Consider the following 24,185-nt stretch of genomic DNA (forward strand, 5'->3'; position numbering starts at 1 on the left):
CTTAATCAAATCAGGAAGCGAGCCAGGCAAACTCGTGGAAGCGATAGCCCATCATCATGCCTGATGGCCAGGCTTCTACCCCTTTCACTTTATTGCTGTGTCCATCCATGGTGCTGATAAACACCGGGATAATGGTGCCGCAGTGGTCATGCACCAGCTTCTGCATATCGCCATACATCTGCTTGCGTTTGCCCTGATCCTGCTCGCCGCGCGCTGCCGTCACCAGCTGGTCAAACTGTTGATTTTTCCAGCCCGATTCATTCCACGGCGCATCGGAGCGGTAGAACTGTGAGAACAGCATATCCAGCGTCGGACGCGGGTTGACCGAACCATAGCCAATCGGATCTTTCATCCAGTGGGTCGACCAGTAACCGTCATACGGTACGCGGCGCACATTGACGTTCAGTCCGGCGGAACGGGCAATCTGCTGAATCAGCTGGCCGCCTTCCACTGCGCCTTCGATATTCGGCGTGGTGATAATTTCGACTTTCGCGCCCACCATATTGGCTTTCTTCAGATGGAATTTAGCCTTGTCGAGATCCAGCGGGCGCTGCGGGATATCTTTGTTAAACATCGGATGCCACGGCGGCACTGGCGTGTCGTTGCCGATATCGCCATAGCCCTGCATCACGGTTTTTTGCATCATTTCGCGCGGCTGCATATATTTCATCGCCAGCACAAAGTCAGGATTGCTGCCCGGCTGCTGATCGGTACGCAGAATCAGGTCGCTGTACATCCCTGATTTGGTCTCCATAATGCCGAACTGCCCGCTCTGCTTCAGGCGCTTAACATCATTGGCCGACAGGGTGGAAACGATATGCAGATCGCCGGACATCAGTGCGTTAACCCGTGCCGCTGGATCGGTGACGCCCATCAGATCGACCTCATCAAGGTGCGGCAGTCCCGGCTTCCAGTAATTTTTATTTTTGCTGCCGACGGTGCGCACGCCAGGCTGGAAAGATTTCAGCACAAACGGACCGGTGCCGATGCCTTTGCTGAAGTCTTTGGTGTTGTTCTGCACAATCAGGAACGAACTGGTGGCGAGAATCGATGGCAGGTCAAAGTTGGCCTGCTCAAGGGTGATCTCCCGCTCGGCTGGACTTATCGCTTTAAAGGTTTTCATCTGTGAAGCGAGGGTGATCACCGTCGACGCCACCGCCGGATCTTTATGGCGGCTTAGCGAGTAAATAACGTCGTCGCTGGTCAGCGCCTTGCCGTCGTGGAAGGTGACGCCAGGACGCAGTTTAAGATGCCAGAGAATACCGTCGCTGCTTTCAATCGACTCCGCCAGCGCCGGTTGCGCGACCAGGTTTTTGTCGAGTTCAGTCAGCCCGCTGTAGAACATAAACTGACGGCTGTAATCGCCGCTGTTGCTGCCTTTTGCCGGATCCAGAGTATCGGTTGCAGAGGAGTTGGCCACCGCCGCGCGCAGCTTACCGCCGGCAACCGGCGTTTCTGCGGCATAGCTAAATTGAGGGAAACCCACCAGGCCACTGCTCATTACGGCGCCTGCTGACAGCAGCTTCATCATGCCGCGCCGGGAGATCGACACATCGTTAATTGCCTGCGTGATTGCAGGATTAACCGGGCTAAATTCTTTACGAAATTTACTCATCTGCACACCCTCAAAAGTAAAACGTTCAGTGACTCAGGAGAGCCGATCCATAGCCTTGTAGTACAAGCCCGCCACGGGCAAAAACCAGGGTTTACCAAAGTAGCCCGGTACGGCTGGCCAGCTGGCCCGCTGCCACGGATTCTCAGGGCTTTTTTCGGCGATCAGATCCGCCATAACGCTTCCCATCCACACCGACATCTGCGTGCCGTGGCCACTGTAGCCGAGTGAATAGAACACGCCCTCGTGTTCACCGGCATGTGGCAGGCGATCGGCGGTCATATCCACCAGCCCGCCCCAGCAGTAGTCGATAACTGGCGCGGTCAGCGCCGGGAACATTTTTTTCATTCCCGCTTTCAGCACATCGCCGCTGCGTGCATCCGAGGTCGGATTGCTGATGGCGAAACGGGCGCGGCCGCCAAAGACCAGACGGTTATCCGCAGTGGTGCGAATGTAATTACCCAGGTTCAGCGAGGTGACATAGGTGCGATTCTCAGGCAACAGCTGCTGCAACAGATCGGCTTCCAGTGGCGCGGTGACCACCACAAAACTGCCAACCGGAATAATGCGGCGCTGGAACCACTCGAAGGGGCCGATATTGGAGCAGCCGGTGGCCATCAGCACTTTTTCGGCGATAATCTCGCCGCTGGCGGTGCTGACGCGATGGCGATAACCATCCAGACGGGTTAAGCCGGTGACTGCGGTCTGCGGATAGATTTTCGCGCCGCTGCGCGCGGCGGCATTAGCCAGACCGATACCGAACTTGCCCATATGCATCTGGCCGCCATGCTGTTGCAGCAGGCCGCCGTGAAACGCCGGAGAATCAATCTCGCGGCGCACCTCATCGGCGCTCAGCAGTTCGACGTCCGGATCCACATGGCGACGCATCATCTCGCAGGCCGCTTTCAGCGCTGGCAGATGCGAGGCTTTACTCGCCAGCTTCAGCTTGCCGCAGCGGCGGAAATCGCAGTCGATCTGTTCGCTCGCCACCAGCTGCTGCACATAATCCACCGCACCGGCAAAGGCGCGGTAATAGCGGCTGGCCTGCTCAACGCCCTGGCTCTCTACCAGCGCGGAAAAGTTCTGCGCCACGCCGGTATTACAGTGCCCGCCGTTACGCCCGGAGGCCTGGCTCATCACCTCGCCAGCTTCCAGCAGCACCACATTGATGCCGCTGCGCGCCAGGTTCAGCGCCGCTGAAATACCGGTAAAACCGCCGCCAATCACCACCACATCGGCGGTGGCGGGCAAATCGCCTGCAGCTGCGCCGTCAAAAGCGGGCGCCGTTGCCTGCCAGAAGGATTCCAGTTTCATCGCCTGCTCCCGTGTCCGCTTACAGTCCGACAACCGCCGGAAGGCCGCCGATATCTTTAATTTCGCTGTAACCAAAGTACGGGTTACCGGCATCATGCCCGCGCGCCACCCAGACTTTATTTTTGATGCCGAGGTCATGGGCGGTCATCAGGTCATAGCGCAGGCTGGAAGAGACATGCAGAATCTCTTCCGGTCCGCACTCCAGCTTATTCAGCATGTATTCAAAGCCCTTCATCTGCGGCTTATACGCGCCCACTTCTTCGGCGGTGATGGTCATATGGATTGGCGCGCCAAGACGTGGCACATGGTTTTTAATCAGTTCGTCGGTGGAGTTGGTCAGCAGCACCAGCGGAAACTCTTGCGCCACTTTTGCCAGTCCGGCAGGGACATCGGCATGTGGCCCCCAGCTGGCACAGGCGGTCATCACTGCGGCGCAGTCCTGTTCGGTACATTCGACGCGCCATTTATTGCAGGTGCGATACAGCGCATCCGCTACCACCAGCGGATAGAGTTTAAAAGCGCCCAATACCTCATCCATGCGGTAGCGGGCGAAATCGGTGGTAAACGCCGTCATCTGCTCAGGGCTGACGCGATCGGCAAAAATTGCCGCCGCCGCACCGGACATATCAAAGTTGATCAAGGTGCCGTAGCAGTCGAAGGTGATGTATTTCGGTTTAAACACAGCCATTGCGCGACCTCTTCAGATTGTTGAATTACATTGGGATTAAAAATCGATCAATACGCTTTTGTAGCGCTGACAGGCTTCGAATGCCTGACGGCCTAAATCTTTGCCGATGCCGGAGCCGTGGAAGCCGCCGGTGGGAATAATAAAGTCGCCGGAGCGGCCATAACGGTTGATCCAGACGGTGCCTGCGGCGATACCGCGCATCGCGCGCAGGGCGCGATCGAGACTACGGGTATGCACTCCGGCGCACAGGCCGTAAGTGGCGTGGGAAGCCAGCGCCAGCCCCTGCTCTTCGTCATCAAAAATCTGCACCGTCAGCACCGGGCCAAAAATCTCCTCCTGCACCGCCGGATTATCACTGCTGACGCCAGCGATCAGCGTCGGCTGCCAGAAGTAACCGTCGCCGGTATCGGCGAAACGTTCGCCGCCCACCAGAATTTCACCGCCCTGCTGCTGCGCCGCCACAATAATCTGCTGCACTTTCGCTGCCTGGCGGGCATCGATCATTGGCGCATAGCGACTGTTTTCATCCCAGGTGACTCCGGCACGAAAGCCCTGGCAGAGCAGCACCAGCTTTTCGATCAACGCTTGCGCAATACCGCGCTGCACCAGCAGCCGGGTGCCCGCCACGCAGGCCTGGCCGCCATTGGCGGTAAAGCCGCGCAGAATACGTCCGGCCACGTCGGCAGGATCGCCGGCATCATCAAACACTAACTGCGGACTTTTACCGCCCAGCTCCAGCGTGACCGGCTTCATGCCGTTAAACGCCGCATCACTCATAATGCGCGCGCCGGTCTGCGTCGAGCCGGTAAAGGAGACTTTGCGCACCAGCGGATGGGCCACCAGCGCACTGCCGGTTACCGCCCCGCCGCCCTGTACAATATTCAGCACGCCAGCGGGCAGTCCGGCCTGGATCGCCAGTTCCGCCATTCGCACCGTGGAGAACGGCGTCAGTTCAGAAGGTTTCAGTACCACCGCATTACCTGCCGCCAGCGCCGGGCCGCATTTCCACGACGCCATCGACATTGGAAAATTCCATGGCGTAATCGCGCCGATCACGCCATAAGGTTCCGGCACCAGCATGCCAAGACTGGCAGCGCGGGTAGGCAACAGATCGCCGCTATATTTGTCTGCGCATTCGGCATAGAAACGGATGGCTTCGGCGGTAAACGGAAGTTCATGATGGATCACATCATGGATTGGACGTGTTGAGCTTAAGGCTTCGAGCCGTGCCAGAGTGTCGGTATCGGCAGCAATCAGATCCGCCCAGCGGCGCAGCACCGCGCCGCGCTCTCGTGGCGGACAACTGGCCCAGCCGCTCTGTTTAACCGCGCGGTCGGCAAGGGTCACTGCTTCATCTACCAGTTGCGCATCCGCTTCGTACAGGTCGGCGACGGGCTGGCCGTCAGAAGGCCGTTTCACCAGCAAAGCGTTACCCTGACCACGCAGATGTTTGCCATTAACATAATGACCGGCTGGCAAAGTAACTTTATCGGGATCGAAACTTAACATGGATAAACCCTTATATTTAGCGGGCCTGCAGAATAAGCGCCGAGTTTTTTATTTAGCCTGCTAACCAAATAATTTTTTCATCTGACTTATTCACTGTTATTTAGCTAATGCAGAAAGTATGCCAGCCCGCTAAAAAATAAAAATGCGTAAAGAAGGCGTGAAAAAAATTTTCTGCCGTAAATAAAGGCAAATTTTTCCAGATAAACCGATTGTGTAACCAGATGATTTACATCACATTATAAGCGCACCAGCATAGAGCAAAGCATGCTAATGCTGCACCAAAACAGCGAGCGGGAAATTTAACCAGGATGGGGTAGCGCAGAATAAATAAACAAAAAAACGCCGGCGATTTATTTATCGTCGGCGTTTTTCAGGCAGTTATCGGTTATTTTTGCTTACAATCCACCGAAATGAAATGCCTTGGTTTCGAGATATTCATCAATGCCATGATGGGAACCTTCACGACCAATACCGGACAATTTAATCCCGCCGAAAGGCGCCACTTCCAGCGAAATGGATCCGGTGTTAAATCCGACCATGCCAAATTCCAGCGCTTCGCCCACTCGCCATGCGCGGCGAATATTTTCAGTAAAGAAGTAGGCACCTAAGCCAAATGGCGTGTCGTTGGCCATCGCTATCGCTTCATCTTCTTCATCAAAAATAAACAGCGGCGCTACCGGGCCAAAGGTCTCCTCAGCGGCGATCAGCATTTCGCGCGTCACCTCGCCCAGCACCGTCGGCTGGACAAACGTGCCTTCCCCCTGACTGATCCCGCCGCTCAGCAACGTTGCTCCTTTGTTTAACGCGTCGGTAATATGCGCATTCACTTTTTCGACGGCGTTCTGGTTAATCAGCGGCCCCAGCGTGCTGCCGTCGGCAAAGCCGTCGCCGACCTGCAGTTTCGCTACCTCCGCCAGCAGACGTTCGGTAAAACGCGGATAGATATTGCGCTGAACCAGGATGCGGTTGGCGCAGACGCAGGTTTGTCCGGCATTGCGAAATTTACTCAGCATCACGCCACTGACCGCCAGATCGAGGTCGGCATCATCAAAGATAATCAGTGGCGCGTTGCCGCCCAGTTCCAGACTGAGGCGTTTAATGCTGTCGGCGCTCTGCTGCATCAGCAGCTGACCGACGCGAGTGGAGCCGGTAAAGGAGATTTTGCGTACCGTGCGGCTGGCGGTCAGTGCACTGCCAATCTCCTGCGGTAAACCCGTTACCACCTGCAATACGCCCGGCGGAATACCGGCGCGCTGCGCCAGTTCCACCAGCGCCAGCGCTGAGAGCGGCGTCAGTTCAGATGGCTTAACGATAATCGGGCAACCGGCGGCCAGCGCGGGTGCCACTTTGCGGGTGATCATCGCAATCGGGAAATTCCACGGTGTAATCGCCGCCGCCACGCCCACCGGCTGCTTCAGCACCAGAATGCGTCGGTCATCGCCTGGCGCTGGAATGGTTTCACCATAGATACGCCGCGCCTCTTCGGCAAACCATTTTACAAAGCTGGCGCCATACAGCACCTCGCCTCTGGCTTCCGCCAGCGGTTTGCCCTGTTCAGCGGTCATAATGATTGCCAGATCGTCGGCGTGCGCCACAATCAGCTGATGCCATTTCTCCAGCAGAGTCGCGCGCTGCGCGTTCGGCGTTTTTCCCCAGCTGATTCGTGCGGCTTCCGCACAGCTAATCGCCAGTTCCGTTTCCGCTTTACCCAGCGCCGGAATGGTGGCGATGGTTTGCCGGGTGGACGGATTGGTGACCGCCAGTGTCTCGCCACTGTGCGCGCCCTGCCATTCACCGGCAAAGAAAGCCTGCTGACGCAACAGGCCAGCATCTTGTAAACGTTGTTCGAGCATAGCATCCCCTTTTGTCTGATGACTTCACTGTAACCAACGGGGAAAATCAATGCTGCGTTATGCGGGGTCTGCTGATGCTGGCGATAAGGAATTTGCGCAGGAAACGAAATTTTATGCTGCATGCGTTGGGCGGCGAGAACGCCGCCCCTGCAGATGTATGGAATCTTTTGTAGGGGAGCGGTTTGCGGTTCCCGTAATGATGAAAGCAGAAAAGTCAGATCTGGAAATCAATAACCGGCTGCTCTTCTTCGCCAACCGACAGCGCCTGGCGCTTAATCTCCTCCAGCGACAGATTAGCGTTACATAGCTCCAGGAACTGCCAGACATAATTACGCTGCAGCTGACCGCGCTTTAGCCCCAGCCAGACAGTATTCGATTCAAACAGATGTTTCGCTTCCAGCCGTGTCAGAGTGGAATGCTCATCCAGTTCGCAGGCCTGATCGGCCAGCACGCCAACCCCCAGACCCAGCTCAACATAGGTTTTCACCACATCAGAATCCTGCGCGCTGAGCACGATATCGGGTTTCACCCCGGCGGCATGAAATGCCCGGTCAACCCGCGAACGCCCGGTGATCCCCTGACGGTAGGTGATTAAAGGATAACGACTCAGGGCGTTCAGCGTCACCGGCTGCTGCTGCTCCAGCTCATGGCCTTTCGGCACCAGCAGCGCATGATGCCAGCTAAACCACGGGAACGCCGCCAGCGCCGGGTTGTTGACTACCTGCTCACTGGCAATGCCGATATCCGCCTCGCCCGCCACCAGCATCGCCACAATCTCCTGTGGGGAACCCTGATTCAGCTCCAGACGCACATTCGGATAGAGCGCACGGAACGCTTTTATCACCCGCGGCAGGCTGTAACGCGCCTGGGTATGGGTGGTGGCAATCGTCAGCACCCCGTTCGATTCATTGGTAAACACATCCGCCAGGCGGCGCACTTTTCCGGCCTCATCGAGGATGCGTTCAGCAATCGTCAGCAGCGCTTTACCCGGCTCGGTCATGCCTAACAGCCGCTTGCCACGACGGATAAAGATTTCCACACCCAGTTCATCTTCCAGATCGCGAATGTGGCGACTGACGCCCGATTGCGAGGTGAATAGCGCATTAGCGACTTCGGTGAGGTTAAATTCGCAACGGGCGGCTTCTTTAATGATTTTAAGTTGCTGGAAATTCACGCGCTTTTCCCCTCTGTTATCTGCTAAGTTGCCTTTATGTTAAGGAGGCAAATTGATAGCAACAAATAATAAAAAAGGGTTTGTTATGCGATTTAGTGATAAGGAGTGAGCCGCTTCCGTGCGCGCCCAGGATCTGGAGGGATTTTAATTAGCTCACTAACATCAGTTCACGATCTTCAACCAGCGGTTTATTCAGCAGCGACAGCAGAATATTTTTCACTGCCTGAGCGGAAGGTGAAAGCGGCAGACGCGCCGAAACATTCAGTGACAGCGGCAGGCTGAGTGACGGACTGTTAATCCGCGCCATCCACGCATTGGTGGCGCTAACCAGCGCACGCGCGGCGGATTCAGGCAGCACGGTGACGCCCATTCCGCTGGATACCGCGGCAGTCAGGGTAGCGATCGATTCGATTTCACCGATAATACGCGCACTCAGGCGACGCAGTGAAAACGCTTCATCAACCCGTTTACGCACTGCGCTGTAGTCGCGTGGCAGGAACAGATTCATCAGCGCCACATCGGCGAGATCGATAGTCTGGCCCGGACAGGTGGTCGCGCCAACCAGATAGAGCTCTTCTTTCATTAATGGCATGCTGGTGATACCGGCAGTCGGTGCACGGTCATAAAGTACCGCCATGTCAAGCTGACCATTCATCACTTTTTCGTTTAATGAAGCGCCGCTATTTTCATGCAGGTAAACCAGAACTTCCGGGAACTGCTCACGCACGGTTTGCAGTAATGGCATGGTCAGCGATGAGGCGGCAGTGCCTGGCGCCAGACCGATAGAAACCTGGCCATTAAGTGACTGGCCGGCATTAATTACTGCGGTTTGCGCCTGCTCGCACTGGCGTAAAATGGTGCGCGCATGAGCATATAAAATCTTGCCCGCTTCCGTTGGCGTCACGCCACGCTTGGTGCGGATCAGTAGCTGCTGGTCCAGTTCATTTTCCAGAGTCGCAACCTGCTGACTAAGCGCAGGCTGTGCAATATGCAACACTTCTGCTGCCTGAGTCAGGCTGCCGATATCGACGATTTTCACGAAATATTTGAGTCGTCTTAAGTTCATTTTGCCTCCGTAACGGATCCCCGAATGCCTGAATGCGGCTGTTAGAATTAGCTTTAACACTGGTGCAGCCATAAGATTGCAATATGCAGGCCAATTATTTGTTAAGCGCATAAAGTAAAAAGCGCAGCGGGCTAACAGACGGGAAAATAAGCGTTTCTGATTACTGGCTGGCGGATAATCAGTACCAATAATAGTGATCAGGTCAGAGGAGTGCGCTATGACGCACCATCGGGGTGCAGTAAATGCGTTAGTGATGTGCAGTGTAAACGGTACCAGTGGATAAAAAATCGCCATAAAAAAGGCGACATCACTGTCGCCTGACGATATATGATCAAACTCAATCAGCGTTTCTTACGGTTACGATGCATATCGATAGACACTGCCGCCACAATAATCATCCCTTTAATGATGTCCTGCACATAGGCGTCGACACCGACAAAGGTAAAACCGCTTTTAATCAGACCGAGGATCACCGCACCGATCAGCGTACCGGTAATACGACCGACACCGCCCATCAGGCTGCTGCCACCGATAACTGCAGCCGCAATCGCATCCAGCTCGTAGGAGACGCCCATACTTGACTGGCCACTGCTGACGCGCGCCGCCAGCACCACGCCTGCCAGGCCAGAGAGCGCACCGGCGATGGTATAGACAATAATCAGATACTTATTAACGTTAATCCCGGACACTTTAGCGGAGGTCATATTGCCGCCAATGGCGTAAACATATTTACCGTAGCGCGTATGTTTCAGCGCGATATGGAAAATTACCGCCACGACCAGAAAAATAATCACTGGCATCGCGCCCTGGCCGATGGCGGTAAAGCCGTCAGAGAGGAAGCTGATAGGATTACCCTGCGTGTAGTACTGCGCCAGGCCGCGCGCCGAAACCATCATCCCCAGGGTGGCGATAAACGGCGGGATACCGGTTTTGGTAATCAATACACCGTTAAAGATGCCGCACAGCAACCCGACGCCAATACCGGCGACGATTGGCACCACGGCGGGCAGATTAACCAGTGACGGGAACATCGGCGACAGACTGTCAGAGGTTTGCGCCAGACTGGCGGCGACCACTGCACTGAGCGCAATCAGCGAGCCTGAAGAGAGGTCGATACCGGTGGTAATAATGACCTGCGTCACCCCCACCGCAATAATGCCAATAATCGCGACCTGCAGAACAATCAGCACCAGACGGTTTGGGTTCATCAGAAAGGATTGATCACGCACATACCAGCCGGCAATTTCAAAAATCAGCGCAATGCCGACCATTACCACAAAGATACCGGTATCTTTCGGCAATTTGCTTTTGATATTGTCGTACAGTGAAGTGCGCTCTGCAGGTTGCTGCGAACTGACTTTTACGTTACTCATAATTTTCCTCACGCCTTACTCAGATGCCAGCGACATTATGGTTTCCTGATCGGCGTCTTCTTTATCGAGAATGCCGGTAATACGACCTTCATGCATCACCATTACCCGGTCGCTCATGCCAAGGATTTCCGGCAGTTCAGACGACACCATAATGATGGCGACACCGCGGTTCGCCAGTTCACTGATCAGACGATAGATTTCTGCTTTCGCACCGACATCAATGCCGCGCGTTGGCTCGTCAAGGATCAGGATTTTTGGTTGCGCCAGCAGCCAGCGTGCAATCAGCACTTTCTGTTGATTACCGCCGCTGAGGTTGTTGATAATTTGATCCATGGTGGGGGTTTTAATATTGAGCCGGCGGATCTGCTCCATGCAATCTTTCGCCATCTGCATATGGCTGACAAACCCCGCCTTGCCGATATATTCCGGCATATTGACGATGCTCATATTTTCCATCACCGACAGCACCAGAAACAGGCCCGACTTTTTGCGGTCTTCGGTCAGAAACGCCAGCCCTTTTTCAATCGCCACCGACGGTGACTCGATACGTGTTGGCACGCCATCAATCAGCACTTCGCCACTGTCATACGACGCCATACCAAACAGACTTTCCATCACTTCGCTGCGTCCGGCGCCAACCAGCCCGGCGACGCCAAGGATTTCGCCACGGCGCACGCTGAAACTGATATCGTGAAATTTATCCTTCAGCGTCAGGTTACGCACCGTCAGCACTTCGGCGCCGATATCATTATTAAATTTCGGGAACAGCTGGGTTAATTCACGGCCTACCATCTGGGTAATCAGCGACTGACGCGTATAGCTGGAAGTCTGATCGCTCGCCACCCACGCGCCATCACGGAACACGCTGACTTCATCGGTAATGGCAAAGATCTCATCCATTTTATGGCTGATATAGATGATGGCTTTGCCCTGCGTCCGCAGGTCACGAATAATGGTAAACAGATGCGCCACTTCCCCTTCGGTCAGCGCGGAGGTTGGTTCATCCATAATGACAATGTCAGCATTCCAAGACACCGCTTTAGCGATTTCCACCATCTGCTGAGCGGCAATACTCAGTTCGCCCACCATCTGATGGGCTTTAAGGCGAATATTCAGTTTGCTGAGTAGCTCAGTGGTCATTTTATTGAGCCTGGCATGGTCGACAAAACCGTACTTCATCGGTTCACGGCCTAACCAGATGTTCTCGGCTACCGTCATATGCGGCACCAGATTAAGCTCCTGATGGATCATCGAGATGCCAGAACGTAGTGCGTCCATGGTGTCATCAAACTGCACCGGCTCGCCTTTAATGCGGATGATGCCGTCATCGGGACGGTATATCCCGATGAGGCATTTCATTAAAGTCGACTTACCCGCGCCATTCTCCCCCATCAGAGCATGAACCGTTCCTGGCTTAACGCGTAACGACACCTTATTCAGGGCTTTTACACCAGGGAAAAACTTGCTGATGCCTTCGGCTTCAAGCGCATAAGCGGTCATACATCACCTCCGTACAGCTGGGTCAGGAACGATTATTTAAGGTTCTTGGTGGTGAATTCGACGTAGTTGTCTTTGGTGATCAGCTGATAAGGGATCATCACGTTTTTCTGCACTTTCTCGCCTTTTACCAGCTTGATTGCCGTTTGTACGGAGCCTTCACCCTGTCCTTTCGCATCCTGGAAGACGGTGGCGACCATTTTGCCGTTCTTGATCATCTGCAATGCGTCCGGCGTGCCATCAACACCGGCAATCAGCACATTGTCGGCATTTTTACCCAGCGCCTGCAGCGCACCAATCGCCATTTCATCGTTGTTAGAGGCAATGGCGTTGATCTGATCCCCGGCAGTCAGCCAGTTACTGACCACATCTACCGCGTCATTACGCTGGAATTTTGCGGTCTGCTTCTGCACGATTTTGATATCAGGGAATTTTGCCGCGACGGCTTCCACACCTTTGGTACGGTCGCGGGTCGCTTCGTTCGCCAGATCACCCAGCAGAATCGCCACGTTGCCTTTGCCGTTTAACGCTTTCGCCAGCGCTTCCATCTGCAAGCGACCAGCCAGTTCGGAGTCGGAGCCGACATACGCCATTTTATCGGTCAGCGGCGCCTGCGGACGGCGGTTAACAAACACCAGCGGGATACCCGCTTTGGTGGCCTGATCCATAATCGGTTTCACCGCATTGGTATCTACCGGGTTGACGATAATCGCGTCCACGCCCTGACCAATAAAGTTTTGCACCTGTTGCAATTGTTGAGCAACGTCGCCTTTGGCGTCTTCAACCTGCCCTTTTACACCATCTTTCTGCATCTCTTTCTGAATCGCAGTGCGCACGATAGTCAGAAAGTTGTCATCAAATAGCGCCATGGATACACCAACCTGAATATCTTTGGCAAAGGCGGCTGCTGGCAACATGCAGGCTAACATCGACGTTACGATCGCTTTTTTGAAGTTCATGGGTAACCCTTATAATCGTTAACATGCGAAGGCTGGGCTGGACGACGAATGAAAAATATCTTTTACATTCACACAACGTCACCGTCGACTTTATGAGTAGGGAGAGGTCAGACTCTATGATTCTGCTGCTAAAATTACTGCTTACTTCTTTCGTTCAACTGATTGTTAATTAAAATTTTAATTTCAAAACTTTATTTCACTTTGCTGACAAAAGTGACCTGCGTGACTATTTTAGTTCATTTATTTCATAATTAACTAGTTTGAAACTTTCATAATAAAAGCACTGAAACACGCGTTTTAAAATCGACAAATAACAAAAATTTGACACACATCTAACATCTGCACTGAAATCGCTTTAAAGTGGGATCCAGTCAGCAGATTAGATTTCAGCCATATCAGACGGAAAAACAGCAATTCGCTGTTTTTGCCAGCAAACGCACTGAAAAGGTGAATTCCGCCTTTGACATTCACCAGCGGCATCGCTAATATTCGCCCCGTTCCAACGATTCCTCTGTAGTTCAGTCGGTAGAACGGCGGACTGTTAATCCGTATGTCACTGGTTCGAGTCCAGTCAGAGGAGCCATACATAGAAAAGCCCGCTCAGGGAAACCTGAGCGGGCTTTTTGCTGTCTGTTCGTTCATCACTATCTCGCCAACAACCGGATGCAGGCACTCTGCTTCATCCAGCCATTTACCTCTGAAGTTTTTTCAGCAAATGCCGATAACCCTGCAAGGCTTTGTAACGAAGCCGTTATCAGTTCCTTTTTTGTAGTATCGAACAGGAGAGCAAAATGGATGTATCGCAAATTGCTTCACTGGCTACCAGTCTTGATAGCCTGGATTTGAATAGTAAGGTGAGCACCCTCGTACTGAAGAAGACACTGGATAACCAACAGGTTGCGGCAAACGGGATCCTCGAATCGATCCAACAGTTGCCAGCTAACCCGGCGATCGGAAGAAATATCAATACTACCGCCTGAGCCGCCGTTTATTGACTCACTCATGTCATCGTCTGCGGCCTTCAGCACTTCCTTCTGCGGGGAGCGAGATGCTCCCCGGTTTATCTGCGATTCGATAGTCAGTTGTGCAGCCCGCTAACCTGAGAAGGGGCGGTTTGCTATAGCACATCCCGCCATGCCACAGCCCAAAATACATCTAAGCTTCGCTCTGAAACGCGTTTCCCTCTTTTATCTACCTTCAGGAGCAGAGCGATGAAATATAGACCCCTTTTTGCATGGCTGTTATCCATCTTGCTGTTTGCCGGTGCGGCTTGTCCCCTCACCGTCACGGCCACTGAACAGAGTGTCAGCTGGGGCCAGCGCTGGCAGCATCTGCCGCCAACGCCTGCGCCGGTCCGTGGCCTGAAAACCGGCTACGCCAAAGTGAACGGCATAGATCTCTATTACGGTGTGATCGGCAAGGGTTCGCCGGTAATCTTTATTCACGGCGGGCTGGCGAATTCTGATTACTGGGGCAAGCAGGTGCCGGTGATTGCCCGCAACCACCAGGTGATCGTGCTGGACAGCCGAGGCCACGGTCGCAGTACGCGCAGCAGCCAGCCTTACGGCTACGATTTGATGACCGATGATGTCGTGGCGTTGATGGATCATCTGCATCTGCAAAAGGCAGATATTGTTGGCTGGAGTGACGGCGCGATTATCGGTATCGATCTGGCGCTGCGCCATGCCGGACGCATCAATAAAGTCTTTGCTTTCGCGCCCAATACCACCACGGCGGGCGTACGCGCCGACGTCGCTGAAAATCCGCTGTTTGCCTCCTATATTGCCCGCGCGGGTGAGGAGTATCAGCGGTTATCCAAAACCCCGGATCAGTACAACAGCTTTGTTGAACAGATTGGCCATATGTGGGAAACACAGCCCAACTGGAGCGACAGCCAACTGCAAAGCATTCGTACGCCGATTCTGGTGGCCGATGGCGATCATGATGAAGGGATCCTGCGTCCGCATCTGGAGCATATTGCCGCCACCATCCCGCAGGCCGGTCTGCTGATTATTCCCAATACCAGCCATTTTGCCTTTATGCAGGCGCCAGATGAGTTTAACGATGCGCTGGTCAATTTTCTTGATCGGTAAATTAACTGCCCGCGTTGGTCAGCGGGCGTTTTACTTTTCATCACTGTAGCAACCACTCTGCGAGCCCCCTCGACTTTTTAAACTTTCCTGCGCTGCAACATGTTCAGCGCATAGCCTCCCCTGCTCTGCTGCCGCTAAAATCCTCCGCAAGAAATCGCTGCTGGCATCTTGCATGTACGCCAATACTCGTACAAAATAATGGAGGCATTATGGGATTCAGGGACGTAAAACGGGAAGCGATACGCTGTCTGCTGGATGGCGCTTATGACCATGAGAACCGTATCAATATCAGTGTCAAAAATATGTTTGCTACCGGCCAGATTGATCAGGCCGGAGTTATTGAGTTAATCAGGAAAACCAGCGGAGAGGACTATCTCTGCACGCCACACCACCAGAATGCGGATATTGATGTTCATATCCTCAGACCGTGGAAATCGGGTTGCTACTGGTATGTAAAATTCTACTTTATCGAACCTGATCTTATCTTTATTAGCGTCCACCGCTAATCAGCAAAGGAGTGTTCCGTGAGAATTGTAAAAGAAGGCGATACACGCAAAGTGCTCTGCCATCAGTGTGGCCAATCAACGGCAACTTATCGCTTACGCGATGTCAACTTCAGCGATGGCAGCGGCATGGTAAAAAATATTCTTGCTGGCGTCTGTGATCAGTGTGACGAGGTGGTCAGCATACCGGCGCAATGTACGCCGCAGATTAAAACCGCGTTTGAACAGCGAAAACTGCCGCTGGAAGTCAGAGTGCCAGCGCACTATCTCGACATTCTGAATGTGGCGACGCAGAAGATTGATGCATCGCTAAATGAGGATTTTAATAAGGCGCTGATTCTTTACTACCTTCATGCCCTGACCACCGGCCACTACCCGCAGACACAGCTGAAAATGCTGTTAAGCAGCGACCTTGCGGATGCCAAATCATCAAAACGTATTTCGATGAAAGTCAGTCAGCGGCAGCTGGAAGAGTTAAATGCAATTATGCAGCAGCAAAGCATGAAGAAGAATTCTGATGTGGTAAAAGCGGTGATTCTGAAGATCCATGAAGACATTATTCAGGAGAAAAATCTGGCTGTACTGCCCGAACTGCGCGGTGTCGCCGCCGCGTTTGGCTGACATCGACAGGTATGCGCTTAACGCCCATACCTGTCAGGAGTAACCCTATGCGCCGCTCGCCGCACCAAGCACATGCGACAAGCCTTGCGCCGCCTCCAGCAACAGTTGCTGCGTGGCAGCCTCTTCCGGGTTAAAACGGCTGGTAGGACCGGAAATACTCAGCGCGCCAGCCAGCTGGTTGTTATGTTTAAACACTGGCACCGTTATCGACGCGGTCAGCAGGCTGTTGGTTTCCAGCCGGTTGAGACCCGCGCCGCTTGAGGTAAACACACCATCCTGATAACGCCAGCGCGCAGGCATTCCCTGTTCAAACTGGCGCAGTACGCTGGCAGCGGAGGTATCGTCCATTGCCAGTAAGGTCCCGACCGGTACACTGGATTTAATATGTTGCGGCGAGTCTTTGCGCAACAGGCACATACGAAAATCACCATCACGCACATAAAAAGTGCTGCTCTCCAGCGTCGCGGCGGTCAGTTTTTCCAGTACCGGCATCACATGGCGGTGCAAATCAAAGGTGCGCTCGTAGACACACCCCAGCTGAAACGCGCGGGAGCCTAATTCATAGCATCCGTCCGCGCGCTTAAACACATAGCGCTCGGCTTCCAGCGTCAGCATATAGCGCAGAATCACGCTCTTAAACAGACCGGTTGCCGCTTCGAGTTCACCCAGCGTAATCCCGCCCGGATGTGGAATAAAAGCATCAAGGATCGCCAGCGTGCGCTTAACCGCTTTGACCGAACGATCGACATCAGTACTCTTTTGTCTCGACATAACTTCCCATTCAGTAAGCCAACATGACGATTACAGATACGCAGTAATGTACAAAAATTACTATGCCCTGCCAATCAATGGACTACCGGCGAAGTAACGGATTACGTTATCCAGCATCCGCTGCTGCTGCGCCTGTTGCGCCGACCAGGTATTAGCGGCGATATGCGGCGTCAGAATCGCATTTGGCGCGGCGCGCAAGCGGGCGGAGACCTCAGGCTCAAATTCGTAGACATCCAGTGCGGCGCCAGCCAGCTGTCCGGACTCCAGCGCATCACAGAGCGCATTTTCATCGACCAGCATACCGCGGGCGATATTAATCAGATGGCCGTCAGCGCCCAGTAAGCGCAACACTGCACCATCGATAATATGGTAGTTTTGCGGCGTACCTCGTGCGGCCACCACCAGCACATCGGCCCACTCCGCTAACTGTTCGAGGCTCTCGAGGTAAAGGTAGTCACCGGGCTTGCGCGCGCGGCTGTGATAACCTACCGCCATATTAAATGCCTGCGCCAGACGCGCAATCTGCAGGCCGATTTCACCCAGACCGTAGATGCCGATCTTTCGGCCCTGTAAGCCAGCCACCAGCGGATAGCGCTCCACACTGTTGCCCTTCCATTCACCGCTACGTAAAAAGCGGTCGCCGGACAGAATATGGCGGCAGCTGGCGAGGATCTGGCCGAGAGCGAATTCGGCGACGCTGCTGGCGTTAGAGCCGGAGGCATTGGTCAGCGCGATGCCTTTTTGCTTTAAATAGTCGCTGTCGACAAACTCCATGCCGGAGCCATAACAGATCACCAGCTTTAAGTTTGGCAATGCATCAATCAGCGCGCGTCCGGTCTGAATGCTGCTCATGGTTAACAGCACTTCCGCGCTTTCCGCGCCTGCGGGCAGATCGCTGCCGTCCAGCGCACTGACTGGTCCCATCAGATTGCAATGCATGTTTAACTTTTCCACCAGTCCGGCGGGCAGCATGCGTACCATTAATACGTTCTTTTCCATTATTGTCTCATCTATTCAGTTGTCGCCGGATTGTGTTGTTTCCACTTCAGCATGCCCCACTGGCCGCCGAGTAATGCCGCCAGCATCAGCGACATCAGCAGGAAGGTCAGCATGATGTTGCCCAGCGATGCCAGCATGCCAACCAGCAGATTGCCGATCGGCATGGTGCCCTGAAATGACATGCCATACAGGCCCACCACGCCGCCGCGCAGCTCTGGCGGACTGTGGTGTTGCAGGGTGGAGTTGATCATGGTGGAGAAAAAAGTCAGTGACAGCCCCAACCACAGAAAGCAGAAGCAGGTCAGTAACGGCGCCGAAGAACTGGCGATACCGCCCAGCGCCAGCACCGCGGACCAGGGCGCAACCTGCAGCCACTGCACCAGACGCTGATGGGAGATACGCGCCGAGATCAGCAGCGCCGCCAGCAGCGAACCAACACCGGCGCTGCTAAAGAACCAGCCGGTAAAGCGCGCGGTATCATGGAAACTTTGCGCCGCCAGCACCGGAATCAGTGACTGATAGGAACCGGCAAAGATGCCCATAAACGCCAGCATCGGTAAAAAGCGCATCGCGAAGTCATCATTTTTCACATAGCGCAGCGCATTGCGCATGCCACCGGCGCGGCGGCCGCCCGTTTCGCTTGCCACCACCTGCATGCTGCGCACCGCAAACCACATGGTGATCAGGCCGCAGAGGGAGATAACGAACCCTGCCGCCGCGCCGTAGTGATTAAAACTCCAGGCCGCAATCGCCGGGCCAAACATCCGCCCGATATTAAACACCATGGTGTTCATGGCGACGGCGTTATACATCAGCGACTTATCCTGCAGGCTGCTGGTCAGCAACAGATGTCGCGTCGGCAGTTCCATCGACGAGACACAGCCCGCCACCGCAGCGATCAGCAAAATAAACGGCGGCGAGATAAAACCAAACAGCACGCTGGCCAGCAGCAGGCTGCTGATGGTCATCGACAGGCAGAGGATTTTCATCATGATGCCTTTCACCCGTGCAGGGGTAAGGCGGCTGCCAAACAGCAGCGGCACAATCAGCGCCGGGCAGTAGAGCAGAAAATTAAGCACGCCGAGTAACCATGGCGAATGGCTCATCTGCCACAGCAATAAATTCAGGGTGACGTTTTGCGTCCATAAACCAACAATGGATGCCGCCTGTCCCATCAAATACCTGCGCGTCATCCGTTCTTTAAAGACAGGAAAAGTACCAGCCAGAATCATGCGACATCCTTGACGGTGGCGGGATAAATCCACCACCGATAAAAATCGTCAGGTGCCGGGTGAGTAATCTCACCCGGTGTTGAGCAAAACGTTACTTCAGGCTGGCGCAGAAGCGCTGAATACGCACACAGGCTTCCTGCAGCTGCGTCATCGACGCGGCATACGAGAGGCGGAAATTCGGCGCCAGGCCAAATGCAGCGCCATGCACTAAGGCCACGCCTTCACTGGCCAGCAGCGCCTCGGTGAAATCTTTATCCGTATGCAGCACCCGTCCCTGCGGCGTGGTTTTATTCAGTACGCCGGCGCAGGAGGGATAAACATAGAATGCCCCCTGTGGCGTCTGACAGTGCAGACCTGGCGCATCATTCAGTGCCGCCACCACATAGTTGCGACGCTCAACAAAGCTGGCGCGCCACTCAGCCAGAAATTCCTGCGGCCCGGTCAGTGCGGCAACCGCGGCCCACTGAGAAATTGAAGAGACGCCGGAGGTGGTCTGCCCCTGAATGGTTTCCATCGCTTTGATCAATGGCGCCGGCGCAGCACCGTAACCGACACGCCAGCCGGTCATCGCATAGGCTTTTGAAACGCCGTTAATAATCAGTGAGCGTTCGATTAACGCCGGTTCAACCTGCGGGAAGGTGTAAAACTGGCTGTCGTCATACACCAGCTTTTCGTAGATATCGTCGGCCATCACCCAGACGTGCGGATGGCGCAGCAGCACATCGGCCAGCGCACGCAGTTCCTGATGGCTGTAGACCGCGCCGGAGGGGTTGGACGGGGAATTAAACAGCAGCCATTTAGTTTTTGGCGTAATCGCCTGTTCCAGCGCGTCGGCGGTCAGCTTAAAGCCATGTTCCGCACTGGCGGAAACAATCACCGGCGTACCGCCGCACAGCGACACCATTTCCGGATATGACACCCAGTAAGGCGCCGGAATAATCACTTCATCACCCGGATTAAGCGTGGCCATTAGCGCATTGGAGATAATCTGTTTGGCGCCGTTCGAGACGATAATCTGCTTGCTGGTGTATTCCAGCTGATTGTCGACGCGGAATTTATTCACCACCGCTTCGCGCAACGCCGGTATACCGGCAATCGGCGGATATTTAGTTTCGCCGTTATTCATTGCCTGTAACGCCGCCTGCTTAATATGATCCGGGGTATCAAAATCCGGTTCGCCCGAGCTGAGCGCAATCACGTCCTTGCCCTGGGCTTTCATCTCACGCGCCAGCTGGCTGGCGGCATTGCTGGCTGAAGGTTTAATACGGTTGAGGGTCTGAGAAAGAATGTTCATATCCGGAGTCCTGTCAGTGACGAATATCGGCAACAAATTTTTGCGCACGAGGATGTTGTGGTTGATGGAAAAAGCATTCGGGTGTGGCGCGTTCAATTATTTCGCCCTGATCCATAAAGATCACGCGGTCGGCGACTTCGCGGGCAAAGCCCATCTCATGAGTGACACACACCATGGTCATGCCCTCTTTGCCCAGCTGCTTCATAACCTGTAAGACTTCGCCGACCATTTCCGGATCAAGGGCGCTGGTTGGCTCATCAAACAGCATCACCGGCGGTTTCATCGCCAGCGCGCGGGCAATCGCCACACGCTGCTGCTGGCCGCCAGAGAGCTGATGCGGGTAGGCCTGCAGTTTTGCCGCCAGCCCCACTTTCTCCAGCAGCGCGGTGGAGATTTCATCGGCCTCGCGCTTACTGCTTTTCCGAACCCGGCGCTGCGCGAGGGTGACGTTTTGCAGCACCGTCAGATTGGGAAACAGATTGAACTGCTGAAAAACAAAGCCGATATTGCTGCGAAACTGGTTTAAATCGACGCCCTGATCACGGCTGTCAACGCCGTTAACCAGGATGCGTCCGTGCTGAATCTCTTCCAGGCGGTTAATGGTGCGGATTAAGGTCGATTTCCCCGAACCAGAGGGGCCGCACACCACCACGACTTCGCCTTTGGCGACCTGCTCACTGACGCCATTCAGCACCTTATGCGCGCCATACCATTTTTCGACATTTTCAAGTGTTAACATCTCAGCTCCCTACAGCTTAATCTGGCGCTTACGTTGAATAACGTTTTCCAGTTTTCCGACTAACTGCGTCAGTGAAAAACAGACGATAAAATAGATAACCGCTAAAACGCCAAAGACCTGTAGCGGTTTGGTCAGTTCGAGGGTATTAATCTGATAAGCCGAGTAGGTTAATTCGGCGACGCCAATCACATAACCCAGCGAGGTGTTTTTAATCAGATTAATAAACTGATTAAGGATACTGGGGATCATAGTAAATAACGCCTGCGGTAAAATGATCTCCAGCATGGTGCGTGAATAACTGATCCCCAATGTGCGTGCCGCTTCAATCTGACCGCGTGGCACTGACAATATACCGGCGCGGACAATTTCACCGAGAAACGCCATCTCATAAATAATTAACGCTACAATCAGCGTTTTCACCCCGGAGATGGAGTGGCCCGAAATTAGTGGCACCGCAAAATATGACCAGAACACCAGCATCAGTACTGGCAAACCGCGGATCACACTGGTAAACAGGGTGACCGGCAGATAAATAATTTTAAATTTGCTGGTACGCGCAATACCAATGAATATCGCCAGCGGAAAAGCACAGACTAACCCCGCAGCCGCAATAAACAGCGTTAATGCCAGCCCGCCTAACGGACCATTGGGATAACTGCCGCTCAGCAGTAAATCATGATAGTTGATAACAATATCGAGCATATCGTTCATCTTATCGACTCCCGGCGCGGAAAATATAGCGGTCATAAGCAGAGCCGACGCTGGTAATCAGCAGTGAACCGATCAGATAGATCACCGAGACAATGGCGAAAGCCTCAAAGGTGCGAAAGGTTTCATTCTCAATTTGCTTCGCCGCATACGTCAGTTCCGCCACGCTGATGGCCATCGCCAGGCTGGTGGACTTATACAGCGACAGCGACTGCCCCAGCAGCGGCGGAATCGACACCCGAATCGATTGCGGCAGAATAACGTCACGCATCGCCTGGGCAAAGCTTAGCCCCAGCGCGCGACAGGCTTCCATCTGCCCGCCGGCGATCGAGCGTAATCCGCTGCGAATATCCTCCGACATAAACGCGGCGGTATTTAGCGTCAGGGCAACATAAGCAAAAAAGAACTCACTGCCATGCTGATTCACCCATTCCGATAATGCATAAGGCAGCACGGCCGACAGGCCAAAATACCACAACAGTAACTGCACCAGCGCCGGTACATTACGGTGATATTCGACATAACACACCACAAACCAGCGCAATGGCGCGATGCCGGAAATACGCATGGATGCCAGCAGCAGGGCTAAAATAAAACCAGAAACCAGACACAGAAAAAACAGTGTCAATGTGGTTTCCAGCCCGGTAATTATCCACTGCAAATATTGCCCTTGCAGTAATGTTATTGGGTCAAAACTTATCATCAGACTCGACTCCCTGGAGCAGGCATAGCTAAAAAACCATGATGCAGTCATGTTTTTATTGCGCACCGGGTAGAAAATAAAAGCACTCTTACAGATTTAATTAATTTTTGATGACCGGCAACGATGACGCCGCGACAGTGGCGACCACGGCGCATAGCCTGGTATCATTAATAATTACTGCACACTGCTTCTGACCTGTTCAATCGGCTCTAACTTATGTTCACGTTTAATTTTATATACCGTTTCTGAACCCATCCATTTATTCCAGATGGCTTCCAGCTGACCATCCTGCTCCATTTTTTCCAGCGCGCCATTGACTGCCGCCAGCAGCTCAGGCTCATTTTTTTTAATCCCCAGCGCATTAGGCTCCCAGCTGATAGCCTGGTCAATAAATGCGTATTTGCCTTTTCCGGCTTGCAGATAACGCATCCCGGATGTCTGGGCAAAGGCCTGACCGCTAATTTTACGCTGTTCCAGCGCCAGAAAACCGGAAGGAGAATCGTGATAAGTCACCACGCCAATTTTCGGGAAGGATTTCCGTAACCAGTATTCCGAGGTGGAGCCCGAGGTCATGCCCACGCGTTTACCATCGAGATCGGCCAGCGTTTTATACCCTGCCGCCACCGGCGCCAGCACTTTTAACGGCACCTGGAAGTGTGAAGAGGAGAAATCGATCTGCTTTTCACGCTCGGCGGTATAACCCAGCGCCGCAGAGAGCACATCGACACGGCCAATCTGTAACTCCGGAATGCGTGCTTCCACCGACAGGCTTTTTTGTACCATCTTCACCCCCAGCTGGTCGGCCAGCCCCTGACAGATATCAACATCAAAGCCGACAATCTTGCGGGTTTTCGCATCGGTAAAGCCCAGCGGTTCGGTGGTGGCGAGCGTGCCGCACACCAGTTCACCGCGCGCTTTAATATCCGCCAGTTGATTAGCGGATGCAGCGCCACTGAATGCGAGCAGCGCCAGCAGGGTGGTGCCAATCAGTTTTCGTTGCAGAGCAGGGTTGGTTACATTTCTGGCCACAGGTAATCCTCCAGGATTAAAAAACAATTGAGAAAGTCGTTCCTGTCAGTCCGGACAACTTCGTTAACACCCAGTCAGTCACATGTGCATTTTCATAATGACATTATGATTTATGCATATTCTCTCTGAAGCATAAACGGTGCCAACTTCTCTCAACCGATGCAGACGGCAAAAAAAAATGCGTATATTCAATCAGGTAAATTTTTTATCATTCTGGTTATAAGTAAATACTCTGACCCGTGAGCGGTGTATGGCGTCACGGCAAAAGCAATTACAGAACAATCTGATGCACTGTTTCAGGGAAAGATGATCCATCGTGGGGAGAGTCCGGCATATCTCCGGGAAGTGTCGTAACGCGTAGTTTAGTGACTATGTCGTCTCCCGGTTGTGTCCGCCGGGCAGGAAAGATACTCTTAGCTCCCCTGCCCTGATTAATCTCCGGATGCCC

The 24,185-nt window shown here is 53.8% G+C and carries 22 protein-coding genes and 1 tRNA gene; 5 read left to right on the forward strand and 18 right to left on the reverse strand.

Annotation, left to right across the window (positions count from 1 at the left end):
* Positions 1-10 precede the first annotated feature (10 nt).
* The 10 genes from J2125_RS02625 to J2125_RS02670 form a co-directional block, all read right to left on the reverse strand.
* Positions 11-1,615, reverse strand: a complete 1,605-nt coding sequence (locus J2125_RS02625; protein WP_209499461.1) for an ABC transporter substrate-binding protein — start codon at positions 1,613-1,615, stop codon at positions 11-13.
* A 33-nt stretch (positions 1,616-1,648) separates the two neighbouring features.
* Positions 1,649-2,926 carry an NAD(P)/FAD-dependent oxidoreductase gene (locus tag J2125_RS02630; RefSeq protein WP_017802755.1) on the reverse strand — a complete coding sequence of 426 codons (1,278 nt, stop codon included), beginning with the start codon at positions 2,924-2,926 and terminating at the stop codon, positions 1,649-1,651.
* 19 nt (positions 2,927-2,945) lie between these two features.
* Positions 2,946-3,614, reverse strand: a complete 669-nt coding sequence (locus tag J2125_RS02635; RefSeq protein WP_017802756.1) for a haloacid dehalogenase type II — start codon at positions 3,612-3,614, stop codon at positions 2,946-2,948.
* Between the two features lie 36 nt (positions 3,615-3,650).
* Positions 3,651-5,123: an aldehyde dehydrogenase family protein gene (locus tag J2125_RS02640; protein WP_017802757.1), complete on the reverse strand. Its 1,473-nt coding sequence runs from the start codon at positions 5,121-5,123 to the stop codon at positions 3,651-3,653.
* A gap of 395 nt (positions 5,124-5,518) precedes the next feature.
* Positions 5,519-6,976 carry an NAD-dependent succinate-semialdehyde dehydrogenase gene (locus J2125_RS02645; RefSeq protein WP_017802758.1) on the reverse strand — a complete coding sequence of 486 codons (1,458 nt, stop codon included), beginning with the start codon at positions 6,974-6,976 and terminating at the stop codon, positions 5,519-5,521.
* A gap of 214 nt (positions 6,977-7,190) precedes the next feature.
* Positions 7,191-8,150 (reverse strand): HTH-type transcriptional regulator Cbl, encoded by a 960-nt coding sequence (gene cbl / locus J2125_RS02650; RefSeq protein ID WP_017802759.1) that lies wholly within the window; start codon positions 8,148-8,150, stop codon positions 7,191-7,193.
* 148 nt (positions 8,151-8,298) lie between these two features.
* Positions 8,299-9,216: a nitrogen assimilation transcriptional regulator NAC gene (nac, locus tag J2125_RS02655; protein WP_017802760.1), complete on the reverse strand. Its 918-nt coding sequence runs from the start codon at positions 9,214-9,216 to the stop codon at positions 8,299-8,301.
* A gap of 341 nt (positions 9,217-9,557) precedes the next feature.
* The gene (locus tag J2125_RS02660) at positions 9,558-10,589 is read right to left on the reverse strand and encodes an ABC transporter permease (protein ID WP_017802761.1); all 1,032 of its coding nucleotides are present in this window, start codon (positions 10,587-10,589) and stop codon (positions 9,558-9,560) included.
* A gap of 15 nt (positions 10,590-10,604) precedes the next feature.
* Entirely contained in the window at positions 10,605-12,089 is a 1,485-nt protein-coding gene (locus J2125_RS02665) for a sugar ABC transporter ATP-binding protein (RefSeq protein WP_017802762.1), read from the reverse strand.
* A gap of 32 nt (positions 12,090-12,121) precedes the next feature.
* The gene (locus J2125_RS02670) at positions 12,122-13,045 is read right to left on the reverse strand and encodes a sugar ABC transporter substrate-binding protein (RefSeq protein WP_017802763.1); all 924 of its coding nucleotides are present in this window, start codon (positions 13,043-13,045) and stop codon (positions 12,122-12,124) included.
* 507 nt (positions 13,046-13,552) lie between these two features.
* On the opposite strand from J2125_RS02670, the gene J2125_RS02675 reads away from it, so the two are divergent.
* From J2125_RS02675 to J2125_RS02695, 5 genes are all read left to right on the forward strand, one after another.
* Positions 13,553-13,628: transfer RNA gene (locus J2125_RS02675), tRNA-Asn, on the forward strand.
* 208 nt (positions 13,629-13,836) lie between these two features.
* Positions 13,837-14,025 (forward strand): YjfB family protein, encoded by a 189-nt coding sequence (locus J2125_RS02680; protein ID WP_017802765.1) that lies wholly within the window; start codon positions 13,837-13,839, stop codon positions 14,023-14,025.
* Between the two features lie 231 nt (positions 14,026-14,256).
* Positions 14,257-15,138: an alpha/beta fold hydrolase gene (locus J2125_RS02685; RefSeq protein ID WP_017802766.1), complete on the forward strand. Its 882-nt coding sequence runs from the start codon at positions 14,257-14,259 to the stop codon at positions 15,136-15,138.
* A 209-nt stretch (positions 15,139-15,347) separates the two neighbouring features.
* Positions 15,348-15,644 carry a hypothetical protein gene (locus J2125_RS02690; protein WP_017802767.1) on the forward strand — a complete coding sequence of 99 codons (297 nt, stop codon included), beginning with the start codon at positions 15,348-15,350 and terminating at the stop codon, positions 15,642-15,644.
* An 18-nt stretch (positions 15,645-15,662) separates the two neighbouring features.
* Positions 15,663-16,262 carry a hypothetical protein gene (locus J2125_RS02695; RefSeq protein WP_017802768.1) on the forward strand — a complete coding sequence of 200 codons (600 nt, stop codon included), beginning with the start codon at positions 15,663-15,665 and terminating at the stop codon, positions 16,260-16,262.
* 45 nt (positions 16,263-16,307) lie between these two features.
* On the opposite strand, the gene J2125_RS02700 is transcribed toward J2125_RS02695, so the two are convergent.
* The 8 genes from J2125_RS02700 to J2125_RS02735 all read right to left on the reverse strand — a co-directional run bounded on the left by J2125_RS02700 (position 16,308) and on the right by J2125_RS02735 (position 23,737).
* Positions 16,308-17,033, reverse strand: a complete 726-nt coding sequence (locus J2125_RS02700; RefSeq protein ID WP_017802769.1) for an IclR family transcriptional regulator — start codon at positions 17,031-17,033, stop codon at positions 16,308-16,310.
* A 60-nt stretch (positions 17,034-17,093) separates the two neighbouring features.
* Positions 17,094-18,032, reverse strand: coding sequence for an NAD(P)-dependent oxidoreductase (locus tag J2125_RS02705; RefSeq protein ID WP_026111929.1), 939 nt, complete (start codon positions 18,030-18,032; stop codon positions 17,094-17,096).
* A gap of 11 nt (positions 18,033-18,043) precedes the next feature.
* Positions 18,044-19,264, reverse strand: a complete 1,221-nt coding sequence (locus J2125_RS02710) for an MFS transporter (RefSeq protein ID WP_017802771.1) — start codon at positions 19,262-19,264, stop codon at positions 18,044-18,046.
* A 91-nt stretch (positions 19,265-19,355) separates the two neighbouring features.
* Complete coding sequence (locus tag J2125_RS02715; RefSeq protein WP_017802772.1) at positions 19,356-20,558, reverse strand: pyridoxal phosphate-dependent aminotransferase; 1,203 nt, start codon at positions 20,556-20,558, stop codon at positions 19,356-19,358.
* Positions 20,559-20,571: 13 nt separating this feature from the next.
* Positions 20,572-21,297 carry an amino acid ABC transporter ATP-binding protein gene (locus tag J2125_RS02720; RefSeq protein ID WP_017802773.1) on the reverse strand — a complete coding sequence of 242 codons (726 nt, stop codon included), beginning with the start codon at positions 21,295-21,297 and terminating at the stop codon, positions 20,572-20,574.
* Between the two features lie 9 nt (positions 21,298-21,306).
* Positions 21,307-22,008 (reverse strand): amino acid ABC transporter permease, encoded by a 702-nt coding sequence (locus J2125_RS02725; protein ID WP_017802774.1) that lies wholly within the window; start codon positions 22,006-22,008, stop codon positions 21,307-21,309.
* Position 22,009: 1 nt separating this feature from the next.
* Positions 22,010-22,708, reverse strand: a complete 699-nt coding sequence (locus tag J2125_RS02730; RefSeq protein ID WP_040462525.1) for an amino acid ABC transporter permease — start codon at positions 22,706-22,708, stop codon at positions 22,010-22,012.
* Positions 22,709-22,882: 174 nt separating this feature from the next.
* The gene (locus tag J2125_RS02735) at positions 22,883-23,737 is read right to left on the reverse strand and encodes a transporter substrate-binding domain-containing protein (RefSeq protein ID WP_017802776.1); all 855 of its coding nucleotides are present in this window, start codon (positions 23,735-23,737) and stop codon (positions 22,883-22,885) included.
* Between the last annotated feature and the right edge of the window lie 448 nt (positions 23,738-24,185).

The organism is Winslowiella toletana (genome assembly GCF_017875465.1).
Classification (GTDB): Bacteria; Pseudomonadota; Gammaproteobacteria; order Enterobacterales; family Enterobacteriaceae; genus Erwinia; species Erwinia toletana.